Source organism: Phyllobacterium sp. 0TCS1.6A (assembly GCF_026420825.1).
Lineage (GTDB): Bacteria > Pseudomonadota > Alphaproteobacteria > Rhizobiales > Rhizobiaceae > Phyllobacterium.
Genome location: NZ_JAPMAB010000001.1, coordinates 47,039 through 65,066 on the forward strand (window position 1 = coordinate 47,039; position 18,028 = coordinate 65,066).

Genomic DNA, 18,028 nt, shown 5'->3' on the forward strand with positions numbered 1-18,028 from the left:
CGGCCGCAATGCCGGCGGCTTCATTATTGCTGCAGCTGCCGGATGGCTTCGCCGGTGGCCATCGCCGCCGAAACCGCGAGATTGAGCGAACGGGCGCCCTCGACCATCGGAATGATGAGGCGCGCATCGGCGGCCGCGTGGACGTTGTCGGGCACGCCGGCCGATTCGCGGCCGAGAAGCAATATGTCGCCGGCCTGGAAGCCGAAGGCGGTATAGGCGGTGGCGGCCCTGGTGGAAAAGAGCAGCAGTCGGCGCTTCTCGGCCTGCCTCCAGGATTCGAACGTCTGCCAATCGGCGTGGCGCCGCAGCGCCGCCTGTTCCAGATAGTCCATTCCGGCCCGTTTCAGCGAACGGTCGGAAATATCGAAGCCGGTGGGCTCGATCACGTCGACGCCGAGGCCAAGGCATGCGGCCATGCGCAGGATGGTTCCTGTATTGCCGGGAATATCGGGTTGATAGAGCGCGATGCGAATGTCGGGTGCCTGGACCACGATCAAACTCCCGGTTCGAATTCGACTAAGGGTGCAAAGAATGCCCCTCGCTTTTCGATCCTATTACCGGTATAGGGGGAGCACCGCAACAAGGCTGAGTTGGAGGTGTCGATGACAGATTTTTTCCGACTTCTTCCGATCCGGAGCGCCCGTCCCATGCGACAGGCTGCCGGAATGATCAGCGGCGTTGTCCCGGTTCAAGCCATCTAGCAGCTTTCCCGACATTACCGCTAGACCCCGCGGCAATCGCACGTCCGGATCATCCTCGCAACGCGCATATGCGCCGGACCGGACTGCCCCGCAGGGCCCTTCTCTATTTGATTTCAAAGAGGTTTTAGAATGTTTCGCTGGTTTGAAAAGAGGCTGGAGCCTTTTCCCGTCGCCGATCCGAGCGAGCCGCCGAAGTCGCTGGTGGCCTTCTGCCTGCACTATACCAAGGGCGTCTGGGGCTGGCTCAGCGTCATGGCCGTCTGCACCGCCGCCATCGCCGTGCTGGAAGTGTCGATGTATGCCTTCATGGGCAATGTCGTCGACTGGCTTTCCAACCAGTCGCGCGAGACCTTCCTGGCGCAGGAAGGCTGGCGCCTGGCGCTGATCGCCGGCATCGTGCTCATCGTCATGCCGGGCGTCGTCCTGCTCGATTCGCTGGTGATCCACCAGACCTTGCTGGTCAATTATCCGATGCGCATCCGCTGGATGGTGCATCGCTACGTCATCCGCCAGTCCATGACCTTCTTCCAGGACGAATTTGCCGGACGCATTTCGACCAAGCTCATGCAGACGTCTCTTGCCGTCCGCGAAACGGTGATGAAACTGCTGGACGTCCTCAACTACGTCATCGTCTATTTCACCGGCACGCTGCTGATCGCGGCGGCGGCGGATCTGCGGCTCATGCTGCCGTTCCTGCTGTGGCTCGCCGCCTATATCGGCCTGATGTGGTACTTCATTCCGCGGCTGCAGGTCGTTTCCAAGCAGCAGGCGGATGCGCGCTCGACCATGACCGGGCGCATCGTCGACAGCTATACGAACATCGCCACCGTGAAGCTGTTCTCGCATTCGCGCCGCGAGGAATCCTATGCCAGGGAGGGCATGGATGACTTCCTGCGCGTCGGCTATGCGCAGATGCGCATGGTGACGGGCTTCCATGTCAGCCTCTATGTCATCAACTGCCTGCTGCTGTTCTCGGTCGCCTCCATCGCCATCTGGCTCTGGCTGGGCGCATCGATCAGCGTCGGCGCCGTCGCGGTCGGCATCGGCCTGGTGCTGCGGCTCAACGGCATGTCGCAATGGATCATGTGGGAAATGTCGGCGCTGTTCGAGAATATCGGTACGGTGGAGGACGGCATTACCTCCATATCCTTGCCGCGCCTCGTTTCCGACGAGCAGAATGCCCCGGCGCTGAAGGTGACGAGCGGCGAGATACGCTTCGACAATATCCGCTTCCATTATGGCAAGGGCGGCGGGATCATCGACGATCTGTCGCTGGCGATCCGCCCCGGCGAGAAGATCGGCCTTGTCGGCCGGTCGGGCGCGGGCAAGTCGACGCTCGTCAATCTGCTGCTGCGCTTCTACGATCTCGAAGGCGGCCGCATCCTTATCGACGGGCAGGACATCTCGAAGGTGAGTCAGGATTCGCTGCGCGAAAACATCGGCATGATCACGCAGGATACCTCGCTGCTGCACCGCTCGATCAGGGACAATGTCCTTTATGGCAAGCCCGCCGCCTCCGAGGAGGAGATGCTGCGTGCGGTGGCCAATGCGCAGGCCGACGGCTTCATCGAACTCGCCACCGATCCGAAGGGCCGGCGCGGCTTCGATGCGCATGTCGGCGAGCGCGGCGTCAAGCTTTCCGGCGGCCAGCGCCAGCGCATTGCCATCGCCCGGGTCATGCTGAAAGACGCTCCGATCCTGATCATGGACGAGGCGACCTCGGCGCTCGATTCGGAGGTCGAGGCCGCCATCCAGGACAATCTCTACAGGCTGATGCAGGGCAAGACCGTCATTGCCATCGCGCATCGGCTGTCGACGATTGCCGCCCTCGACCGGCTCGTGGTGATGGAGAAGGGGCAGATCGTCGAAAGCGGCACCCATGAGGAACTGATCGCGGCGGGCGGCATCTATGCCGGCCTGTGGTCGCGGCAATCCGGCGGCTTCCTCGGCCTCGACGACGACAAGGCGGCTGCCGAATAGGCCGCTTGCCAAAGCCGGATTGGCCCGAACTTTGATTTGACGGCCGGACTGCCTTGGATGAAGGTGGTCCGGCCGATTTCCTTTGCGCCCCACCAGAATTTCCGTTCGAAACCGTTAGAAACCCCCGGTCGAAACAATTGATATGAAATATATTTTTGCATTGTTCGAAAACTGGATCGATCCCTATGCCGCGGCGCCTTCGCAGCAGGTGCCGACCCGTACGCTGGCCTTCATGTGGTCCTATGTGCGCCAGCAGAAATTCGTTTTCCTGGCGATGCTCATCTGCAGCGGCTTCATCGCCCTGTTCGAGGCAAGCCTGTTCTGGTTCGTCGGCCAGCTCGTCGACATTCTCGCCGCCACGGACCGCGCCGCCGGCTGGAACGGCCTGATCGAAACGCACGGACCGACGCTGCTCTTCATGTTCCTGGCGATATTCGTCGGCCGCACGCTGGCGCTTTCGCTCGCCGCGCTCGTCGAGGAACAGGCGATCGTGCCCGGCTTCAACAATCTGGTGCGCTGGCAGGCACATCGCGTCGTATCGGGGCAGAGTCTTGCATTCTTCCAGAACGATTTCGCCGGCCGCATCGTCAGCAAGGTCTGGTCGACCGGCCAGGCGCTCGGCGATTTCATGATCACCCTGCTGCAGGCGGTGTGGTTCAGCCTGATCTATTGCGCGACGACGATCGGGCTTGTCGGCCAGCTCGACTGGCGGCTGGGCGGCGTCATCATCGTCTGGCTTGGCATATTCGGACTGAATGCACGCTATTTCCTGCCGCGCATAAGGCAGGCGGCGAAGGAGACGGCCGAGACGAGCTCGCTCGCGACCGGGCAGCTCGTCGATGGCTACAGCAATATCCAGACGCTGAAACTCTTCGGCACGGCGAGCCGCGACGACGCCTATCTGAAGCGCGGCATGGACAAATGGCTCGAGGCCGTATCGACGCTGACGCGCGGCCTCACCGGCATCCGCATGTCGCTGGCGCTGACGAGCGGCGCGATGATCAGCGTCGTCGCCATCGTCTCGATCGATCTCTGGCTCGATGCGGAAATATCGTCGGGGGAGGTGGCATTCACGCTCGGTCTCGTCCTCAGATTGAGCATGCTGCTGAATCGCATGATGGCCAACCTCAACGGCCTGCTGCGTAATTACGGCACGGTGCAGAATTCCATGGAACTGCTCGCACGGCCGGTGAAAGTGACCGACAGGCCGGGCGCGACGGAGCTGGAGGTGACGTCCGGGGAGATCGAGTTCGCCAATGTCGACTTCAATTACGGCCAGGGCGCCGATGTCATCCGCAATTTCAACCTGACCATCCGGGCGGGCGAGAAGGTGGGGCTCGTCGGCCGATCCGGCGTCGGAAAGTCGACGCTGGTCAATTTGCTCCTGCGCTTCTACGACATCGATGGCGGGGCGATCCGCATCGATGGCCGCAATATCGCCGATGTGACGCAGAACTCCCTGCGGCGGCATATCGGCGTCGTCACGCAGGATACGTCGCTGCTGCATCGCTCGATCCGCGACAATATCATCTACGGCAAGCCCGACGCTTCCGAAGCCGAACTGGCGGATGCCGTGCGCCAGGCCCATGCCGACGGCTTCATCGCCGAACTGGTGGACCAGCGCGGCCGCCGCGGCTTCGATGCGCAGGTGGGCGAAAGGGGCGTCAAGCTCTCCGGCGGCCAGCGCCAGCGTATCGCCATCGCCCGCGTCATGCTGAAGAACGCGCCGATCCTGGTGCTCGACGAGGCGACGTCGGCGCTCGATTCCGATGTCGAGGCGGCGATCCAGGAAAGTCTCTATGCGCTGATGCGCGGCAAGACCGTGATCGCCATCGCCCACCGGCTTTCCACCATCGCGGCGCTGGACCGGCTGGTGGTCATCGACCAGGGCCGGATCGTGGAAGCGGGCACGCATGGGGAACTGCTTGCCGCCGGCGGTATTTATGCTGCGCTGTGGCATCGCCAATCCGGTGGATTCATCGGCAATGAATGACAGCAACTTGTCCCTGCGACATCCTGCCCACATGGCGCTGTCAGGCTGGACAAGCTCATGCGACACGCTTAGAAACCGTCCAATGTGTGGGGGATTCCGCATGGTTCATGCCATGAGCCTGTCTGGTGTTATTCTGACGGCGCGGACCCTCTCCCTACGTAGTTATTCGGAAAGGAACAGGCCCCGTGAGCGCACACGATACCACCGAGCCTACACGGCGTGACTTCCTCTATATAGCGACAGGTATGGCCGGTGCGGTCGGTGCAGGCGCTTTTGCCTGGCCCTTTATCGATCAGATGCGCCCCGATGCCTCGACGCTGGCAGTCTCGTCGATCGAAGTTGATGTTTCGGCTCTGACCCCCGGCATGTCGCTGACAGTGAAGTGGCGCGGCAAGCCGATCTTCATCCGCAACCGCACGCCGAAGGAAATCGAAGACGCGAAAGCGGTCAATATCAGCGAATTGAAGGATCCGGTGGCGCGCAATTCCAATCTGGCCACCGACGCCCAGGCAACCGACGATGATCGCATCGCCGCCAAGGGCAAGGAAAACTGGCTGGTCATGGTCGGCGTATGCACCCATCTCGGCTGCATCCCGCTCGGCCAGCAGGGGGATTTCGGTGGCTGGTTCTGCCCATGCCACGGTTCGCACTACGATACGGCCGGACGCATCCGCAAGGGCCCTGCGCCGGAGAACCTGCCTGTTCCGCCGCTTACATTCATTTCCGATACCGTCATCAGAATCGGTTAAGGTTTCAGGGGAGACACGATATGAGCGGTGGACATTCATCCTATACGCCCAACACCGGCATCGAAAAATGGATTGACGCCCGGCTGCCTTTGCCGCGTCTGGTCTATGATTCATTTGTGGCCTATCCGGTTCCGCGCAATCTGAACTATGCCTATGCCTTTGGCGGCATCCTGGCGATCATGCTCGTTGCGCAGATTCTGACCGGCGTCGTACTGGCCATGCACTATGCGGCCGAGACCGGCCTGGCGTTCAATTCGGTCGAGAAGATCATGCGGGACGTCAATTCCGGCTGGCTGCTGCGCTATCTGCACGCCAATGGCGCGTCGATGTTCTTCCTCGCCGTCTATGTCCACATCTTCCGTGGGCTCTATTACGGCTCCTACAAGGCGCCGCGCGAGCTTCTGTGGATCCTCGGCGTGATCATCCTGCTCCTGATGATGGCGACCGCCTTCATGGGCTATGTCCTGCCCTGGGGCCAGATGTCCTTCTGGGGCGCGACGGTCATCACCGGCTTCTTCACCGCCTTCCCGATCATCGGCGAGCCCATCCAGCAATTGCTGCTCGGCGGCTTCGCGGTGGACAATCCGACGCTCAACCGCTTCTTCTCGCTGCACTACCTGCTGCCGTTCATGATCGCCGGCGTCGTGGTGCTGCACGTGTGGGCGCTGCATGTGACCGGCCAGACGAACCCGACGGGCATCGAGGTCAAGTCCAAGACCGACACGGTCGCTTTCACCCCCTATGCCACGGTGAAGGATGCTTTCGGCCTGGTGCTGTTCTTCATCGTCTTCGCCTATTTCGTCTTCTACATGCCGAATTTCCTTGGCCACCCGGACAATTACATCCCGGCCGACTCGCTGAAGACGCCGGCGCATATCGTTCCCGAATGGTACTTCCTGCCGTTCTACGCGATGCTCCGCGCCATCACCTTCAACATCGGGCCGATCGACTCCAAGCTTGGCGGCGTCCTGACGATGTTCGGCTCGATCGCCATTCTCTTCATCGTGCCCTGGCTTGACACGTCGAAGGTCCGCTCCGCGGTCTACCGGCCCTGGTACCGGCTCTTCTTCTGGCTCTTCGTGATCGATGCCATCCTGCTCGGCTGGCTGGGCTCGCGTCCTGCGGAAGGCCTCTACACGGTGTTCTCGCAGATCGGCACCGCCTACTATTTCGGCTTCTTCCTCATCCTCATGCCGCTCCTCGGCCTGATCGAGACGCCGCGCCGCCTGCCGAACTCCATAACGGAGGCCGTGCTGGAAAAGACCAAGAATGGTGGCCAGCCCGTTGGCGTGGCCGCGGCACCGGAAACAAAAGGCTGAGAATCGTGAAGGACATGGTCATGAAGAAAATCCTGCTCGGTCTTGCGGCTGCCGGTCTTGGAACAATGCTTGCCTTCGGTGGCGTCAATGCCGCCGAGGAAGCCCACAATGCCGCCGAGCCAACGCATTTCCCGATCAAGAAGCCGGAAGAGCTCAACTGGACCTTTGCGGGGCCATTCGGCTACTACGACAAGCAGCAGCTGCAGCGCGGCCTGAAGATCTACAAGGAAGTCTGCTCGGCCTGCCATTCGCTCAACCTCGTTGCATTCCGCTCGCTCGAGGAGCTCGGCTATTCGGAAGCCCAGGTGAAAGCCTTCGCGGCCGAATATGAAGTGCCGGATGCGCCCAATGCCGATGGCGAGATCGTCAACCGCAAGGCTATTCCTGCCGATCACTTCCCGTCGCCCTATCCGAACGCCCAGGCCGCAGCTGCGGCCAATGGCGGCGCAGCCCCGCCCGATCTTTCGCTGATCGCCAAGGCGCGCTCGGTCGAGCGCGGCTTTCCGCGCTTCATCTTCGATATTGCCACGCAGTATCAGGAAGGCGGCCCGGATTACATCCACGCCCTGCTGACTGGCTTCGGCGAGACGCCGCCGGAAGGCATGCAGATTCCGGAAGGCACGCATTACAACCCCTATTTCATCGCCGCCAAGTCGCTGGCGATGGCCCAGCCGCTGCAGGATGGGCAGGTGACCTATGATGACGGCACGCCGCAGACCCTGGCGCAATATTCGCAGGATATCGCCGCCTTCCTGATGTGGACGGCCGAGCCGCATCTCGAGGACCGCAAGAAGACCGGTTTCCGCGCGATGATCTTCCTCGTCCTGTTTGCGGGTTTGATCTATGTCGCCAAGCGCCGGATCTGGTCTGACGTTCCGCACTGATCCCCGGCGGATCGAAGGTTTGGGAAAGGGCGCGCAGCGCCCTTTTCTTTTGCGTGTGTGGCCAGTTAAGGTTCAGGGCCAAAATTCCGGACCAGCCTCGGTCGGGAAAGTCGAAGATCGCGAGGACGACAGATGGATTCATCTTTGAAGCAGACACTGATCGATTCCATCCGGAACATACCGGACTATCCGAAGCCCGGGGTCATGTTCCGTGACATCACCACCTTGCTCGGCAATGCGCGCGCCTTCCGGCGTGCGGTCGATGAGCTCGTGCATCCCTATGCGGGTGGCAAGGTCGACAAGGTCGCCGGCATCGAGGCGCGCGGCTTCATCATCGGCGGCGCCATGGCGCACCAGCTCTCGTCGGGCTTCGTTCCGATCCGCAAGAAGGGCAAGCTGCCGCACGATACGGTGCGCATCGCCTATAGTCTCGAATATGGTGTCGACGAGATGGAGATGCACCGCGACGCCATCGTCCCGGGCGAGCGCGTCATCCTCGTCGACGATCTCATCGCCACGGGCGGCACGGCTGAGGCCGCGGTGAAACTGCTGCAGCAGATGGGCGCCGACATTGCCGCGGCTTGTTTCATCATCGACCTGCCGGAACTGGGCGGCCGCAGGAAGCTGGAGGCGCTCGGCGTGCCGGTGCGGACGCTGGTCGAGTTCGAGGGGCACTAGAGCGGCCAGCAGGGCCGATCAGCGCTGTAAACGCCTCAGGAGGCGGACGGAAGCGCGATGAGTGCCGCGCTGTCGAACTCCATGACCCTGTCGCCGTTCTGATTATAGGCGGCGGACGACATCTGCATCATCTGCCAGCCCGGCCGCGACTTCAGCGCGCGCAATTCGCGGATCGTGCGGGTGAAGCGGATCGTATCGCCGACATAGACCGGCTTCAGCCATTTGAGATTCTGGAATCCCGGGGAGGGGCCGAATTGCGGTGGGGTCTTTCCCGCCTTGTGCCAGGCCCTGGCAAGCGTCGTCATGTTGGCGACGTTCAAGCGCATCCATATGGCGGTCGTATGCCAGCCTGAGGCGCACAGCGCGCCGAAATTGCTGTGCCGCGCCGCTTCGGGATCGACATGGAAGCGCTGCGGGTCGTATTTCGTGGCAAAGGCGACGATTTCCTCGGCGGTGAACAGATGGCTGCCAAGATCGATCTCGACGCCCAGCAATTCCTCGATATCCGTCATCACGACTGCACCTCCCGCAACGAGAACATCGCCACGTGCTGGATCTCGCAAACCAGCGTGCCGTCCTGCTTGACCATTTCATGGCGCAGGGTCACGAACCCCAGCGAGGGCTTCGACTTCGATACGCGCCGGTCCAGGACGAAGGTGGTGCCGGTCAGGCGGTCGCCGGCAAGGACGGGCGCCCGCCATTTCACGTGCTCGATGCCGGGGGCGCCCTGCGAGGTGGAATCGAGGAGATAGGCGTCGCACATCATGCGCATGAAGATGCAGACCGTGTGCCAGCCCGAGGCGGCAAGCCCGCCCAGGATGCTGGCCTTGCCGGCCGCCTCGTCGAGGTGGAACGGCTGCGGATCGAACTGCGACGCGAATTCGATGATCTCGTCCGCGTCCACCTGCTTTGAGCCGAGGGATAATTGCCGGCCTATGGTGAAATCCTCATAGGCGTATCGGGGCGTAGCGGTGGTCATCGGCACCTCGCATGCTTGGACGGTCTCGCGCGTCGCGCTTACTCCTTTTTAGGCGATCCCGGCGGAAAAGCCAGTGCGGCTTCGCCCTCCGGTACAGTGCGGCTTCGCTCTTACGTATTGAAGCGGAAGAGCATGATGTCGCCGTCCTGGACGACATATTCCTTGCCTTCGTCACGCGCCTTGCCGGCTTCCTTCGCCGCCGTTTCGCCGCCCAGCGTCACGTAATCATTATAGGCGATGGTCTGCGCCCGGATGAAGCCGCGCTCGAAATCCGTATGGATCACGCCGGCCGCCTGCGGTGCCTTGGAACCGCGTTCGACGGTCCAGGCGCGCGCTTCCTTCGGACCGACGGTGAAGTAGGTGATGAGGTGCAGCAGCTTGTAGCCGGCCCGTATGAGGCGGTCGAGGCCGGGTTCCTCGAGGTTCATCGCGTCGAGATATTCCTTTGCCTCGTCCTCGGGCAATTGCGCCACTTCCGCCTCGATGGCGGCGGAGATGACCACCGTTTCGGCGCCCTGGGCGGTCGCCATTTTCGCGACGGCTTCCGTATGGGAATTGCCCGTCGCCGCATCGTCTTCGGCCACGTTGCAGACGTAGAGCACGGGCTTCGACGTGAGGAGGTTCAAGCCCTTCAGGATAGCAAGGTCCTCGGCGGCGATGCCGTCCAGCATGAAGCGGACGGGACGGCCTTCCTGCAGCAGCGCGAGAGCGCGCTCCATGACGGGAAGGACGGTCAGCGCCTCCTTGTCCTTGCTGGTGGCGCGCTTGCGGAACTGGGCGGCGCGGCGTTCCAGGCTTTCCAGATCGGCCAGCATCAGCTCTGTCTCGACGGTCTCGGCATCCGAAACCGGATCGATCCGGCCCTCGACATGGGTGATATCATCATCCTCGAAGCAGCGCAGGACATGAACCACGGCGTCCACCTCGCGGATATTGGCGAGGAACTGGTTGCCGAGGCCTTCGCCCTTGGAAGCGCCGCGCACGAGGCCGGCAATATCGACGAAGCTGATGCGCGTCGGCACGATATTGGCGGATTTGCCGATCCTGGCGATCTCCTGGAGCCGCGGGTCCGGCACGGCCACTTCGCCGGTATTGGGCTCGATGGTGCAGAATGGGTAATTGGCTGCCTGGGCGGCAGCCGTTTTCGTCAAGGCATTGAAAAGCGTCGATTTGCCGACATTGGGCAAGCCAACGATGCCGCATTTGAAACCCATAATGTGCGATCCTTATTCTTTCTTGCCGAAGAGCTTGTTCAGCATGTCGGCCATGGGGCCGGACGTGGGAAGGTTGGGGGCGGGGCGGTTCTGCCGCGCCTGCCGGATATGGCTTTGGCCGGTGGATTTTGCAACCGGCCTTTCGGTGCTTCCGCCCTTGGCCGTGGCGAGCGAAACGCGATTCATGAAGCCTGCATCATCGCCCTTGACCAGGAGGCCGGCATGGTCGGCGATCGCCTGCAGCATCGGCTCGAGCCAGTCGGCATCGGATTTGGCGAAATTGCCGAGGACATGATGCGTCACCATCTCCTTGACGCCGGGATGGCCGATGCCGAGGCGGACGCGGCGATATTCCTTGCCGCAATGGGCGTCGATGGACCTGATGCCATTGTGCCCGCCGGCGCCGCCGCCCGTCTTCACCCGCATCCTGCCTTCCGGCAGGTCGAGTTCGTCATAGATGACGACGAGGTCGGCCGGAGCGAGCTTGTAGAAGCGCATTGCCTCGCCAACAGCCTGGCCGGAAAGGTTCATGAATGTCTGCGGCTTGATGAGTATGGCCTTTTCGCCATCGATCGTTCCGTCGCACAGGAGTGCCTGAAACTTCTTCACCCAAGGTGAAAAGCCATGGCGGCGGTGAATCTCATCCGCCGCCATGAAGCCGATATTATGCCTGTTATGGGCATATTGAGAGCCCGGATTGCCAAGACCTGCAATGAGCAGCACGTGACGAGGCTCCCTTGACCAGGCGATTATTCGCCGTCTTTTGCTTCGGTCTCATCGCCCTCGGCAGCAGCTTCGGTCGTCTCTTCCTCTGCAGGCAGGACAGCCGGGGCCGCGATGGTGGCAATGGTGAAGTCACGATCCTGGATGACCGGCGTAACGCCCTTTGGCAGGGGCACGGACGAGATATGGATCGAATCGCCGATGACCTTGCCGGTCAGGTCGATTTCGATCGCATCCGGGATGGCATTGGCCGGAACGTGCAGCTCGACATCGTGACGAACGATGTTCAGAACGCCGCCGCGCTTGATGCCAGGTGCGAGTTCTTCATTGATGAAGTGGATCGGCACATGAACATTGACGACCGACTTTGCCGATACGCGCAGGAAGTCGACATGCAGCGGCTTGTCGCTGACCGGATCGAGCTGATAATCCTTCGGCAGTGCCTGGATCGTCTTGCCGTCAAGAACGATGTTGGCAATGGTGGTTTTGAAACCGCCGCCGTGAATCTTGTAATACAGCGTCTTGTAGTCGAGGGTGATGGAGATTGGCGCCTGCTTGTCACCATAGATGACTGCCGGCACTTTACCGTTGCGGCGAATGTCCCGGGCGGACCCCTTACCGACCCGTTCGCGCGCCTCGGCCTTGAGCTCGTATGCTTCGCTCATGGCATTTCCTTTCGAGGTTCAAATCTGGAGTGTTCTCTGACGCCAACGGCACCCAAAAAACATGATGCGGCCATGCCCTTCCCGCGGGAAGAGCGACCGCAACATTCCGCGTTGCCTCCAAGGGTGTCTACGCGGATGGCGGCTCTATAGCGGAAAGCGCCGGCATGTGCAAGTTGCACGCGGCCCTCGGGCCGCTGCGGCTGCGATCAATCGAAAAGGCTGGAAACGGATTCTTCCGACGCCGTTCTCGCCACGGCTTCGCCGATGAGGTCGGAGATGGTGAGGACGCGGATATTATGCGCTGCCTCGATGGCCGGGGTCGGCTGGATCGAGTCGGTGATGACGAGTTCCTTGAGCTTGGAGCCCGTGATGCGGGCGACCGCGCCGCCGGAAAGGACGCCATGGGTGATATAGGCGGTGACGCTCGTCGCGCCTTTCGCCAGAAGCGCTTCAGCGGCGTTGCACAGGGTTCCGCCGGAATCGACGATATCGTCAAAAAGCAGGCAGTCCTTGCCGGAAACCTCGCCGATGACGTTCATGACTTCCGATTCGCCCGGCCGGTCGCGGCGCTTGTCGACGATGGCGAGCTGCGCGTCTATGCGCTTGGCAAGCGAGCGTGCACGGACGACGCCGCCGACATCGGGCGAGACGACCATGACATTGGACGTGCCGTAGCGGGCGCGCACGTCCCGCGCGATCACCGGTACGGCATAGAGATTATCGGTCGGGATATCGAAGAAGCCCTGGATCTGGCCGGCATGGAGATCGAGCGTCAGCACGCGGTTGGCGCCGGCTTCGGTGATGAGATTGGCGACGAGCTTGGCCGAGATCGGCGTGCGCGGCCCGGGTTTGCGGTCCTGCCGCGCATAGCCGAAATAGGGAAGCACGGCGGTGATGCGCTTGGCCGACGAGCGGCGGAACGCGTCGATCATGATGAGAAGTTCCATCAGATGATCATTCGCCGGATAGGAAGTGGACTGCATGACGAATACGTCTTCGCCGCGAACGTTTTCCTGAATCTCGACGAATATCTCCTGATCGGCGAAGCGCCGGACACTGGCCTTGCCGAGTGGAATGTTGAGATATTTGGCGACTGATTCAGCGAGAACGCGATTGGAATTGCCCGCGAAGAGTTTCATGCCGTATTTTCCTCACGTCTTTTTCAGAGCGTCAGCCAAGGGAAGGATATGGCGGGCCTTTTACTGCGACTGACGGACAATGCAAGCGCGGTGCCGTGATTCATGTGGGATTCAGTGAAGTAAACTGCCGGAACGCGTAAATATGTCACGTCTTCGGGGTGGAAATCCAGCTCATATAGCCGTCGATTGCCTTGTCCGCGATGCCCTCCATTGTCGCGGCCGGTACGCTGCTCCATGGATCGGCACCGCCGCCAGCCACTTTTTCCTGGCCCTGGATGCGGTGCAGGCGGGTACCGGCGGGATCGAGAACGTCCCAGACATAGATGATCGTCGTCTGGTTGCCATCGGCCAGCGCGGAGAAATAGCCCTTCATGATGTGGGTATTGTCATTATCGCTGGCGGTGCCGAGCGTGATGCCCCTGGACTTGGCCAGCGCGGACAGGCGCTGCGAAAGCGGCGTGGCCGCGGCGATGGGCGCGCCGACGATAGGCGCGAATCGCAGTTTTGCCGTTTGCGCCACCCCGGGCGAAGCGGGAGCGGCCGGCTGGCCCGGCGCAGCGGTTGTTGGCCCGGCGGTTGCCGGCCCAGTGGTTGCCGGCCCGGTGGTTGCCGGTGTTGGCGCCTGCGCCGGGTCGGTAGTCGGCGTGGCGGCGTTCTGCGTCGGCGGCAGGTCCGCCTTGGTTACTCCCATGGGAGATTCTGAACTGTTGCAGGCGGAAAGTCCGATGGCTGCCGACAGTGCGGCGGCGCTAATCAACGCATAGCGGAACTTCATCTTCACTCAAACCCCAAGACGACCCAGTGGTCAGCTGCATAGCCATGAGACAAGAGTTTTATTTGACGATTAAGTCAAGTCCCAGGCGAGAAAGCGGCTGGGCCGCGCCATTTGTCGTCAGGTAGGTCCTGCCGAGTGTCATCGCGCTCTGGCTGTCGGAATCCATGATGATCATATGGGCGAACAGCGTCATGTCGGGCTGGATGGGCTCGGGATTGCCCGAATAGAACATCGGCATGTCCATCCATGACGGCGTGAACCGCGCTCCGACCGAATAGCCGCACGCATTCAGCCGATGCCGCGTCAGGTCATGGGCCTCCATGACCTTCGAATGCGCCTCGAACACGTCGCCGAAGGTCGAATCGGGGGTGAGGGCGGTTTCCACCGCTTCCAGCGCCTCGCGGGCCGCGTCATAGAGTTCCTGATGGCGTTTCGAAACCTTGCCGGTCAGGATCGTGCGCATCATGGGCGCATGGTAATGGCGATATACGCCCGACCATTCGAGCGTCAGCTGGTCGTTCTTGGTCAGTTTGCGCCGTCCCGCCTTGTAGCGGCAGAGCAAGGCATCGTCGCCGGAACCGATGATGAACTCGTTGGCGGGATAATCGCCGCCGCCGGAGAAGATCGCCGAATGCATGGCGGCGAGAATGGCGCCTTCGTCGGCTCCGGCCTTGACGAGCTTCAGCGCTGCCTCCAGCGCTTCGTCGCCGAGCGCCGCCGCCTTCTTGCTGAAGGCTATTTCGGCGGGGCTCTTCAACAGGCGAAGCCTGTCGACGAGGCCGGAAGCATCGACCAGTTGCCCGAAGGCCGCCAACTGCTCGTCCAGCTTGCGCCCATTGGCGGCGGTCAGTCCATGCGTCTGGTATTCGATGCCGATCCGGCAGCCGAGAAGATCGAGATCGTTGAGAAGCTCGCGCAGGTCCGCCGCCGGATTGGCATTGTCGCGGTCGGCCCAGACGACGATGTTTTCGATATTGGAGGTGTGGCGGGCCTGCCGGAGATCCGCCGACCGCGTCATCAGGACATTGCTGCCGTCCGCCTTGACCACCAGGCACTGGAAAAAGCAGAAGCCGAAAGTGTCATAGCCGGTGAGCCAATACATGCTTTCCTGCGAGAACAGCAGCATGGCATCCAGTTTCTGCTCCGTCATGACCATCATGAGGCGGTCGCGACGGGCGCTGAATTCTTCCGGTTCGAAATGAAGCGCCATGATGTCTACTCCGTAATCGTGATTGCCGAAATCTGGCGGCCATAGTCGGGTTCGTTGCGGTGGGTCGTGCGGCGATAGGAGAAGAACCGATCCTCATCCGCATAGGTGCAAAGCCGCAGCGCGGAAGCGTTGACGCCGGTCCCTTCCAGCCTGTGAAGAATGAAGCTCCACAGATCGAACATGAAACGGTCACTGCGGCTGCCATCGCGAAAGAAACTCGTATATTTCCTGTCGGTTCCGGCGAACTGGTCGTAAAATTCCTGCCCGACCTCATAATTTTCGGGGCCGATCGTCGGTCCGAGCACGGCTTCGATGCGCTCGCGCCTGGCCCCGAGGGCAATCATCGCTTCGACGGTATTTTCCAGCACACCTGAAATCGCGCCGCGCCAGCCGGCATGGGCAGCGCCGATCACCCTGGCGTCGGGATCGGCGAAAAGGATCGGGCCGCAATCGGCCGACAGCGAGCCGATGACGATGCCGGGCGTCGCGGTGACCATGGCGTCCGCCTTCGGGCGCTCGCCGTCGAAGGGGGCATCGACGGTGATGACGTCGGGCGAATGCACCTGATGCACCGTCACGAGATGCGACAGCGGCGCCCGAAGCGCCTGCGCCACGCGCCGCCGGTTCTCGGCCACCCTGGCCGGTTCGTCCTTCGAGCCGCTGCCGACATTGAGCCCACGATAGATCCCGTCCGAAACGCCGCCCTGGCGCGTGAAGAAACCATGCTCGATTCCCCGCCGTCCGGCCGGCGCCAGCTGGGGAGAACGGATCGGTTCGGGAGTGTCTGTCATGGTCGCACCGGCTGCTTCAAAGGTTGCGGATGGTGGTCGAGCTATGGCGCGAAGTCAATTGCGGTCTCGCGCCATATTGAAGGGAAAGGTGGTGGTGGCGGCGTCGGTCACGCACAATAGCTTGAAGAGATGTCCCATCTGGTCGGGGCCGGCAAGCCGTTCGACGTCGGCGCGAATCTGCTCCTGATAATCTGTGGATTTATCCCGGCCAAGCGCGCCGGCGCGATCGAGAAGCCCCATCGCCAGCAGGAAATCGCCCTGGGTCATTGTCGCCGTCCGGCATTGCTCCGCATTTGCCGCCTGCACAAGTGCATGGAAGTCCACATGGGTGGTGACATCCGCCTCGCCCGGCGTATCGAGAACATCGACATGATCGTGGCTGCGCAGCGCCTGCAGCGTGTCGCCGAAGCCGGCCTGCAAATGGCCGTAGTCGACCAGCAGCGCGGCGCCGCGGCTCCGGCCTATGCGGGAGGCGATTTCGCGCATCAGGGCGACGCGCTGCGGCGATATCTCGAATATGGTGCCTTCCGCCGCAAGGGCATGCCCAGCCGGCAGCAAACCGGCATCCAACGTGCCGGTGCCGGCGATGAAGTGCAACCGGTCGTCATCGTCCGCAACCAGAAGGCGCTCGACGAAATGGCCCCGGTGTTTCACATATTGCCGGGTGGGGATGGCGTCGAACAGTTCGTTGGCGACGAGGATCAATGGCAGCCGGCTCGTCGTATCGAGCTGTGTGCGCCATTCGATGGCCAGACGATGGTGCGCGAGCTTGCGGCGCTGCAATTCCGCCAGCCTGTCGCTGAGCTCCACCATGTGGATGCGGGCGGCGGCGCAGAAGGCCGGCGAGAGCCTGGCGACGGTGCGCAACAGATCGTCCATCAGCGTGCCGCGGCCGGGGCCCATCTCGCACAGGACGAAGGAAGAGGGCGAGCCCATCTCCTGCCAGGCATTGATGCACCAGGCGCCGAGCAGTTCGCCGAACATCTGGCTGACTTCCGGCGCCGTTATGAAGTCTCCTTCGGCCCCGAATGGCTCCCTCGTCGTGTAGTAGCCATCCTTCGGGTCGAAAAGGCATAGCGCCATATAGTCGGCGACGCTGATAGGGCCGTTCAGCCTTATCTGCCGCACTATGCGCTGCTTGAGGCTCATCGTCCCGTCGGGGTCTCGGGGTTGCGCGCGGACAGGACGAAGCCGATGCCGACCAGCACCATGGGGATCGAAAGGATCATTCCCATCGTCAGCCAGCCGCCATAGAGATAGCCGAGCTGCGCATCCGGTTCCCTGAAGAACTCCACGAAGATCCGCGATACGCCGTAAAGCGCGACGAATGTGCCGCTGATGAAGCGCGGGCTCTTCAATTTGCGGCCAAAGAAGATGAAAAGCGCGAGAATCGTGAACAGAACGATGCCTTCGAGGGCCGCTTCATAGAGCTGGCTCGGATGCCGCGGCATCGGGCCGCCCGTCGGGAATACGATGCCCCACCACACATCCGTCGGCCGCCCCCACAATTCGCTGTTGATGAAATTGGCGACGCGGACGAGCCCAAGCCCGACGGGCACGCCGGCGGCTATCGTATCGAGCATGCTCGACACGTTGATCCTCCTGGCGCGAGCGAAGAGCACCATTGCAAGAATGGTGCCGAGCATGCCGCCGTGGAAGGACATGCCGCCTTCCCACACCTTGAAGATGTCGAGCGGCTGGGCGAGATAGCGCTGGAAGTCGTAGAACAGTATGTAGCCGATGCGCCCGCCGAGGACGACGCCGAGCGCGGCCCACAGGACGAAATCGTCGAGATCGGTCGGCTTCATCGGCGGTGTATTGTTGGCCCAGAGGCGAGGCTGGCTGACAAGCTTCTTGGCATACCACCAGGCGAAGAGGATGCCGACGACATAGCCGAGCCCGTACCAATGCACCGACAATGGTCCGATACTGAAGATGACCGGATCGATATTGGGAAAGGCAATGGCCGAGAAGGTCGGCAACAGGACTTCGTTCACAACGCACTCCGGATAGATTTGCACATCGGCGCGGACCATGCGCGAGGGCTTGTTGGCCGTCAAGCCACAGCCCGGGTAAGTTTTGCCGGAGCGCCGCCTTGCCTCGAGCGACGGAACCTTTGCAGGCCCCGCAAATTGTAGGGGTCCAGGGGCTGTGTCATAATGATCGTATTCGCACGGGCAGCTTCCAATCGAATGGGTTTTCCTTTATTCGCTTGGGCAATCAGAGAG

General features: G+C 61.9%; 18 protein-coding genes. 6 read left to right on the forward strand and 12 right to left on the reverse strand.

The genetic code is table 11. The features are described from left to right. Positions 1-23: 23 nt before the first annotated feature. Positions 24-491, reverse strand: coding sequence for a tRNA (cytidine(34)-2'-O)-methyltransferase (locus OSJ75_RS00205; protein WP_267226040.1), 468 nt, complete (start codon positions 489-491; stop codon positions 24-26). A gap of 339 nt (positions 492-830) precedes the next feature. Here OSJ75_RS00205 and OSJ75_RS00210 point away from each other — a divergent pair, with 339 nt between their 5' ends. From OSJ75_RS00210 to OSJ75_RS00235, 6 genes are all read left to right on the forward strand, one after another. Beyond that, positions 831-2,681, forward strand: coding sequence for an ABC transporter ATP-binding protein (locus OSJ75_RS00210; protein WP_267226042.1), 1,851 nt, complete (start codon positions 831-833; stop codon positions 2,679-2,681). A 142-nt stretch (positions 2,682-2,823) separates the two neighbouring features. Further along, complete coding sequence (locus OSJ75_RS00215) at positions 2,824-4,674, forward strand: ABC transporter ATP-binding protein (RefSeq protein WP_267226045.1); 1,851 nt, start codon at positions 2,824-2,826, stop codon at positions 4,672-4,674. 185 nt (positions 4,675-4,859) lie between these two features. Beyond that, the gene (gene petA / locus OSJ75_RS00220; RefSeq protein WP_250019616.1) at positions 4,860-5,423 is read left to right on the forward strand and encodes a ubiquinol-cytochrome c reductase iron-sulfur subunit; all 564 of its coding nucleotides are present in this window, start codon (positions 4,860-4,862) and stop codon (positions 5,421-5,423) included. 20 nt (positions 5,424-5,443) lie between these two features. Further along, the gene (locus OSJ75_RS00225) at positions 5,444-6,742 is read left to right on the forward strand and encodes a cytochrome b (RefSeq protein ID WP_250019617.1); all 1,299 of its coding nucleotides are present in this window, start codon (positions 5,444-5,446) and stop codon (positions 6,740-6,742) included. 20 nt (positions 6,743-6,762) lie between these two features. Then, the gene (locus tag OSJ75_RS00230) at positions 6,763-7,626 is read left to right on the forward strand and encodes a cytochrome c1 (protein WP_250019618.1); all 864 of its coding nucleotides are present in this window, start codon (positions 6,763-6,765) and stop codon (positions 7,624-7,626) included. Positions 7,627-7,758: 132 nt separating this feature from the next. Next, the gene (locus OSJ75_RS00235; RefSeq protein WP_250019619.1) at positions 7,759-8,304 is read left to right on the forward strand and encodes an adenine phosphoribosyltransferase; all 546 of its coding nucleotides are present in this window, start codon (positions 7,759-7,761) and stop codon (positions 8,302-8,304) included. 35 nt (positions 8,305-8,339) lie between these two features. On the opposite strand, the gene OSJ75_RS00240 is transcribed toward OSJ75_RS00235, so the two are convergent. From OSJ75_RS00240 to lgt, 11 genes are all read right to left on the reverse strand, one after another. Then, the gene (locus tag OSJ75_RS00240) at positions 8,340-8,816 is read right to left on the reverse strand and encodes a MaoC family dehydratase (protein ID WP_267227012.1); all 477 of its coding nucleotides are present in this window, start codon (positions 8,814-8,816) and stop codon (positions 8,340-8,342) included. Further along, the gene (locus tag OSJ75_RS00245; RefSeq protein ID WP_250019621.1) at positions 8,816-9,283 is read right to left on the reverse strand and encodes a MaoC family dehydratase; all 468 of its coding nucleotides are present in this window, start codon (positions 9,281-9,283) and stop codon (positions 8,816-8,818) included. The genes OSJ75_RS00240 and OSJ75_RS00245 overlap by 1 nt, the downstream gene beginning before the upstream one ends. A 110-nt stretch (positions 9,284-9,393) precedes the next feature. Next, on the reverse strand, positions 9,394-10,497 hold the full coding sequence (ychF, locus tag OSJ75_RS00250) for a redox-regulated ATPase YchF (protein WP_250019622.1): 1,104 nt from the start codon (positions 10,495-10,497) through the stop codon (positions 9,394-9,396). 12 nt (positions 10,498-10,509) lie between these two features. Further along, the gene (pth, locus tag OSJ75_RS00255; protein WP_267226052.1) at positions 10,510-11,220 is read right to left on the reverse strand and encodes an aminoacyl-tRNA hydrolase; all 711 of its coding nucleotides are present in this window, start codon (positions 11,218-11,220) and stop codon (positions 10,510-10,512) included. A gap of 26 nt (positions 11,221-11,246) precedes the next feature. After that, on the reverse strand, positions 11,247-11,885 hold the full coding sequence (locus OSJ75_RS00260; RefSeq protein WP_250019624.1) for a 50S ribosomal protein L25/general stress protein Ctc: 639 nt from the start codon (positions 11,883-11,885) through the stop codon (positions 11,247-11,249). Between the two features lie 206 nt (positions 11,886-12,091). Next, positions 12,092-13,024, reverse strand: a complete 933-nt coding sequence (locus tag OSJ75_RS00265; RefSeq protein WP_250019625.1) for a ribose-phosphate pyrophosphokinase — start codon at positions 13,022-13,024, stop codon at positions 12,092-12,094. A 145-nt stretch (positions 13,025-13,169) separates the two neighbouring features. Then, positions 13,170-13,715, reverse strand: a complete 546-nt coding sequence (locus tag OSJ75_RS00270) for a hypothetical protein (RefSeq protein ID WP_267226054.1) — start codon at positions 13,713-13,715, stop codon at positions 13,170-13,172. A gap of 142 nt (positions 13,716-13,857) precedes the next feature. After that, positions 13,858-15,009, reverse strand: a complete 1,152-nt coding sequence (locus OSJ75_RS00275) for a M24 family metallopeptidase (protein ID WP_250019627.1) — start codon at positions 15,007-15,009, stop codon at positions 13,858-13,860. Between the two features lie 5 nt (positions 15,010-15,014). Beyond that, positions 15,015-15,800 carry a peptidoglycan editing factor PgeF gene (gene pgeF, locus OSJ75_RS00280; RefSeq protein WP_267226057.1) on the reverse strand — a complete coding sequence of 262 codons (786 nt, stop codon included), beginning with the start codon at positions 15,798-15,800 and terminating at the stop codon, positions 15,015-15,017. A gap of 54 nt (positions 15,801-15,854) precedes the next feature. Then, positions 15,855-16,949 carry a class I SAM-dependent methyltransferase gene (locus OSJ75_RS00285; RefSeq protein ID WP_267226059.1) on the reverse strand — a complete coding sequence of 365 codons (1,095 nt, stop codon included), beginning with the start codon at positions 16,947-16,949 and terminating at the stop codon, positions 15,855-15,857. Next, the gene (gene lgt, locus OSJ75_RS00290) at positions 16,946-17,797 is read right to left on the reverse strand and encodes a prolipoprotein diacylglyceryl transferase (protein WP_250019630.1); all 852 of its coding nucleotides are present in this window, start codon (positions 17,795-17,797) and stop codon (positions 16,946-16,948) included. The genes OSJ75_RS00285 and lgt overlap by 4 nt, the downstream gene beginning before the upstream one ends. Positions 17,798-18,028 lie beyond the last annotated feature (231 nt).

Excerpts from the sequence above, each read along its gene's own strand:
- OSJ75_RS00245 (WP_250019621.1), bottom strand. The coding sequence starts at position 9,283 with ATGACCACCGCTACGCCCCGATACGCCTATGAGGATTTCACCATAGGC.
- OSJ75_RS00210 (WP_267226042.1), top strand. The coding sequence starts at position 831 with ATGTTTCGCTGGTTTGAAAAGAGGCTGGAGCCTTTTCCCGTCGCCGAT.
- OSJ75_RS00225 (WP_250019617.1), top strand. The coding sequence starts at position 5,444 with ATGAGCGGTGGACATTCATCCTATACGCCCAACACCGGCATCGAAAAA.
- OSJ75_RS00265 (WP_250019625.1), bottom strand. The coding sequence starts at position 13,024 with ATGAAACTCTTCGCGGGCAATTCCAATCGCGTTCTCGCTGAATCAGTC.
- OSJ75_RS00260 (WP_250019624.1), bottom strand. The coding sequence starts at position 11,885 with ATGAGCGAAGCATACGAGCTCAAGGCCGAGGCGCGCGAACGGGTCGGT.
- pgeF (WP_267226057.1), bottom strand. The coding sequence starts at position 15,800 with ATGACAGACACTCCCGAACCGATCCGTTCTCCCCAGCTGGCGCCGGCC.
- OSJ75_RS00240 (WP_267227012.1), bottom strand. The coding sequence starts at position 8,816 with ATGACGGATATCGAGGAATTGCTGGGCGTCGAGATCGATCTTGGCAGC.
- OSJ75_RS00215 (WP_267226045.1), top strand. The coding sequence starts at position 2,824 with ATGAAATATATTTTTGCATTGTTCGAAAACTGGATCGATCCCTATGCC.
- OSJ75_RS00230 (WP_250019618.1), top strand. The coding sequence starts at position 6,763 with ATGAAGAAAATCCTGCTCGGTCTTGCGGCTGCCGGTCTTGGAACAATG.
- OSJ75_RS00275 (WP_250019627.1), bottom strand. The coding sequence starts at position 15,009 with ATGGCGCTTCATTTCGAACCGGAAGAATTCAGCGCCCGTCGCGACCGC.
- ychF (WP_250019622.1), bottom strand. The coding sequence starts at position 10,497 with ATGGGTTTCAAATGCGGCATCGTTGGCTTGCCCAATGTCGGCAAATCG.
- OSJ75_RS00285 (WP_267226059.1), bottom strand. The coding sequence starts at position 16,949 with ATGAGCCTCAAGCAGCGCATAGTGCGGCAGATAAGGCTGAACGGCCCT.
- OSJ75_RS00270 (WP_267226054.1), bottom strand. The coding sequence starts at position 13,715 with ATGGGAGTAACCAAGGCGGACCTGCCGCCGACGCAGAACGCCGCCACG.
- OSJ75_RS00235 (WP_250019619.1), top strand. The coding sequence starts at position 7,759 with ATGGATTCATCTTTGAAGCAGACACTGATCGATTCCATCCGGAACATA.